This is a genomic window from Rhodococcus sp. ENV425 (genome assembly GCF_002887785.1).
Lineage (GTDB): Bacteria > Actinomycetota > Actinomycetes > Mycobacteriales > Mycobacteriaceae > Rhodococcus > Rhodococcus aetherivorans.
In genome coordinates, this window is the sequence record NZ_PCZU01000134.1 from 1 (window position 1) to 3,429 (window position 3,429).

Genomic DNA, 3,429 nt, shown 5'->3' on the forward strand with positions numbered 1-3,429 from the left:
GGTGCTGCGGCGGTCCTTGAACCAGCGCTCGACGGAGCCGAATCGCGTGGTGTCGAACAGCCGCTCGAGCAGCTTGCCGCGGTCCTCGCTGTCGGCGCGCAGGAACTTCGCGAACTCGCCCTGCGGCAGCAGCACCACCTGGAAGAACTGCTCGGCACTCATCCCGAGCAGGCGCCGGACGGCCTCCCCGATGTCGGGCAGCCGCGAGAGGTGCTCGCCCGAGCCGTCGAGCCAGGTCAGGCTCGCCTTGGCATTCTGCTTGACGGTCCCGGTCCCGCGCAGCTTCGGGCGCTCGTAGTCGGGGCTGCGCACGATCCGCAGCCGCCGGCCCGCGATGGTCGCCTCGAGACTCACCTGCGGTGCGGTGCCGGCGGGGGCGTGGTCCGACAGCAGCCGGCGTCCGTCGGCGCGGGCTCCGGGCACCGTGCCGTACAGGGCGAACGCCACCGCGTCGAGAATGGAGGTCTTGCCGGCGCCGGTGCGGCCGTGCAGCAGGAACAGCCCGTCCGCGCCGAGCTCGTCGAAGTCCACCCGCACGGTGTCGGCGAACGGCCCGAACGCGGTGATCTCCAGCTGGTGCAGCCTCACGCGGACGCCTCCCCCGGTGCGACGGTCTGCTCGGTCCCGACGCCCGCGGCACGGTCGACGTCGCGCAGCGCCTGCTGCACCCAGCGCAGCTCCCGCTCGGACGGCTCCGATCGCACATCGGCCAGGAATCCGCGGGTGACGTCGAGGTCGCTTCGGCCGCGCACCTTCTGCCGGTAGGTGACGGTCGATGCCGCGACGGGCGGTTCCCACTCGACGTGGAGGGCACGGGGGAAACGGGACTGCAGCCGACGCATCGCGTCGAGGGGGCGCACGGCGTCGGTGAGGACGGCCGAGACGTAGTGGTCTTCCGCCCCGGTGTGCGCGACGTCGGTGAGCAGGTCGTCGAGGACGCCGGTGAGACGGCTCAGGCCCCGCACGACCGGCAGGTCGACGCGCTCGACGGCCGCCCGCCCGGTGGCGTCCAGATCGACGAGCCACACGGCCTTGCGGTGGGTGCGTTCGCCGAACGAGTACGGCAGCGGCGAGCCCGAGTAGCGGATGTGCTCGGCGACGGTCTGTGGGGAGTGGAGGTGACCGAGCGCGACGTAGTCGACGCCGTCGAACGCCGACGCCGGGACGGTTTCGACGCCGCCGACCGAGATCGACCGTTCGGAGCCGGCGGCCTCGGCGCCGACGACGAAGGCGTGGGCGAGCACCACTGCGCGAACGCCGCGGGCGCGCGCGTCGGCGCGGACCCGGTCCATCGCCGCCCCGAGGATCTCCGCGTGCGAGCGGGCCTCGGGCACCCCCAGTTCGGCGCGGGTGATCTCCGGCTCCAGATAGGGGATGCCGTAGAAGGCGACGGTGCCGTGGGCGTCGTCGAGCAGGACGGGCCGGTCGACCTGGGAGACCCGGGTGATCAGGTGCAGCCCGCCCTCGGCGGCGAATGCCGCGGCGGCGCCGAGACGGACGGGCGAGTCGTGGTTGCCGGACGTCGCGACGATGACGGCGCCGGCCCGGCGGATCGCCTCGAGTCCCGCGTTGCACACCGCGACGGCATCCGCGCTCGGGATGGACCGGTCGTAGACGTCGCCGGCCACCACCACCACGTCGACGCGCCGCTCGGCGACGAGGTCGGCGAGGGCAGCGAGGGCCTGCGCCTGGTCGGACAACAGGTCCACGCCGTGGAAGGTGCGGCCGATGTGCCAGTCCGAGGTGTGCAGGATCCGCATGCCGTCAGACCGTAGAGCAGCGCACCGACACGGCATCTCCCGGTCCGGGTGAGCCTGTCGGTCGTCTCGGGCATCATGCGCACCATGACGGCACTCACGGCACTCGCGTTGCTCGCCGCCCTCGCACTCGGCGCGGTTCTCGGCTGGTTGCTGCACGCCGCGCGCAGCGGCGACCGCGCCGCGCGGGCGGAGGCCCAGCTCGCGGCCCTGCGCGAGAACGAAGCGCAACTGCGGCAGGCGCTCGGTGCCGTGAGCGAGGATTCCGCCCGCCGGCATTCCGGTGCGATCGGCGAGCAGGTCTCACGTCTCGTCGGGCCGTTGCAGGAGGCGGTGGGAGCCCTCGCGCGGCAGGTGGAGCACGTCGAGCGGAACCGGGTGCACGCCTACGCCGGCCTGACCGAGCAGGTCGAGGGCATGCACCGCGCCTCGCAGCTGCTCTCGACGCAGACGCAGCAGCTGGTGACGGCCCTGCGCGCCCCGCAGGTGCGCGGACGATGGGGCGAGATCCAGCTCGAACGCGTGGTCGAGCTCGCCGGGATGGTGCGGCACTGTGACTTCGACACCCAGGTCGCCAAGGACGGGGTGCGCCCGGATCTGCTGGTGTATCTCGCCGGCGGCAAGCAGATCGTCGTGGATGCGAAGGTGCCGTTCGCCGCCTATCTCGACGCCGCCCAGGAGGAGGACGTCGCCCGGCGGGACCAGCACCTGGTGCGGCACGCCCGCCAGGTGCGCACGCATATCGATCAGCTCTCGGCGAAGGCCTACTGGGAGTCGTTCGATCCGACGCCCGAGTTCGTGGTGCTGTTCGTCCCCGGCGACCCGTTCCTCGATGCGGCGCTGGCCGCGGATTCGGAGCTGCTCGAGTACGCGTTCGCCCGGAACGTGATCCTGGCCACACCTACCACCCTCGTCGCGCTGCTGCGCACCATCGCGCACACGTGGCGGCAGGAGGCCCTGTCGAAGGAGGCCGCGACGATCCACCAGCTCGGCCGGGAGCTGTACCAGCGGATCGGCGTCGTCGGGGGGCACCTCGATCGGCTCGGATCCCAGCTGGGCAAGGCCGTCGACTCGTTCAATCTGACCGTCGCGTCGATGGAATCCCGGGTGGCGGTGACGGCGCGGAAGCTGAGCGAACTGGAGATCTTCGACGGCGAGCATCCGGAGGTGCGACCGGTCGACGCGTGGCCGCGCCGCACGACTCCGACCGACATCTCCGAGTCCGGCGGTCCTGTCGACGAAGCAAGTTGACCCGATGGGTCTAGTGTCGACATGTGTCTGCAACGCAACGTGCTCGCTCGGCGGTGCCGCTCGACATGCGGTCGGTGGCGCCCACTGTGCCTGGCGTCCCGTGGTGGGGCGCGATCCTCGTCGCGGCGGGCTCGACCCTGCTCGGCTTCCTCATCGACGCGGCACGCGGTAACGAGCTCGGCTCGGCGTTCTCCGCGTTCTACGTGCTCGGATGCATCGCGGCGGTGGCGGCCGTGCAGCACCGGGCGCTGTTCACGGCGATGGCGCAGCCGCCGCTGCTGCTCCTCGTCGCCGTCCCGATCGCGCAGGAGTTCCTCGTCGAATCCGGCGGCGGCGGCCTGAAGGATCTGGCGCTCAACGTCGCGTATCCGCTGGTGAACCGCTTCCCCGTGATGCTCACCGCCACGGTGGCGGTCCTGGT

4 protein-coding genes are annotated in these 3,429 nt (G+C 71.9%); 2 read left to right on the forward strand and 2 right to left on the reverse strand.

Annotation, left to right across the window (positions count from 1 at the left end):
- Together CQZ88_RS10565 and CQZ88_RS10570 are read right to left on the reverse strand one after the other, a co-directional pair.
- A partial coding sequence (locus CQZ88_RS10565) for an AAA family ATPase (RefSeq protein ID WP_146034295.1) occupies positions 1-588 on the reverse strand: 588 nt, incomplete at its 3' end.
- Positions 585-1,760: an exonuclease SbcCD subunit D gene (locus CQZ88_RS10570; protein ID WP_006932915.1), complete on the reverse strand. Its 1,176-nt coding sequence runs from the start codon at positions 1,758-1,760 to the stop codon at positions 585-587. The genes CQZ88_RS10570 and CQZ88_RS10565, both read right to left, overlap by 4 nt.
- An 84-nt stretch (positions 1,761-1,844) precedes the next feature.
- Here CQZ88_RS10570 and CQZ88_RS10575 point away from each other — a divergent pair, with 84 nt between their 5' ends.
- Both CQZ88_RS10575 and CQZ88_RS10580 read left to right on the forward strand, forming a co-directional pair.
- Positions 1,845-3,008: a DNA recombination protein RmuC gene (locus CQZ88_RS10575; RefSeq protein WP_029542241.1), complete on the forward strand. Its 1,164-nt coding sequence runs from the start codon at positions 1,845-1,847 to the stop codon at positions 3,006-3,008.
- Between the two features lie 53 nt (positions 3,009-3,061).
- The coding region (locus tag CQZ88_RS10580) for a DUF6542 domain-containing protein (RefSeq protein WP_374703819.1) at positions 3,062-3,429 on the forward strand (368 nt) is incomplete at its 3' end.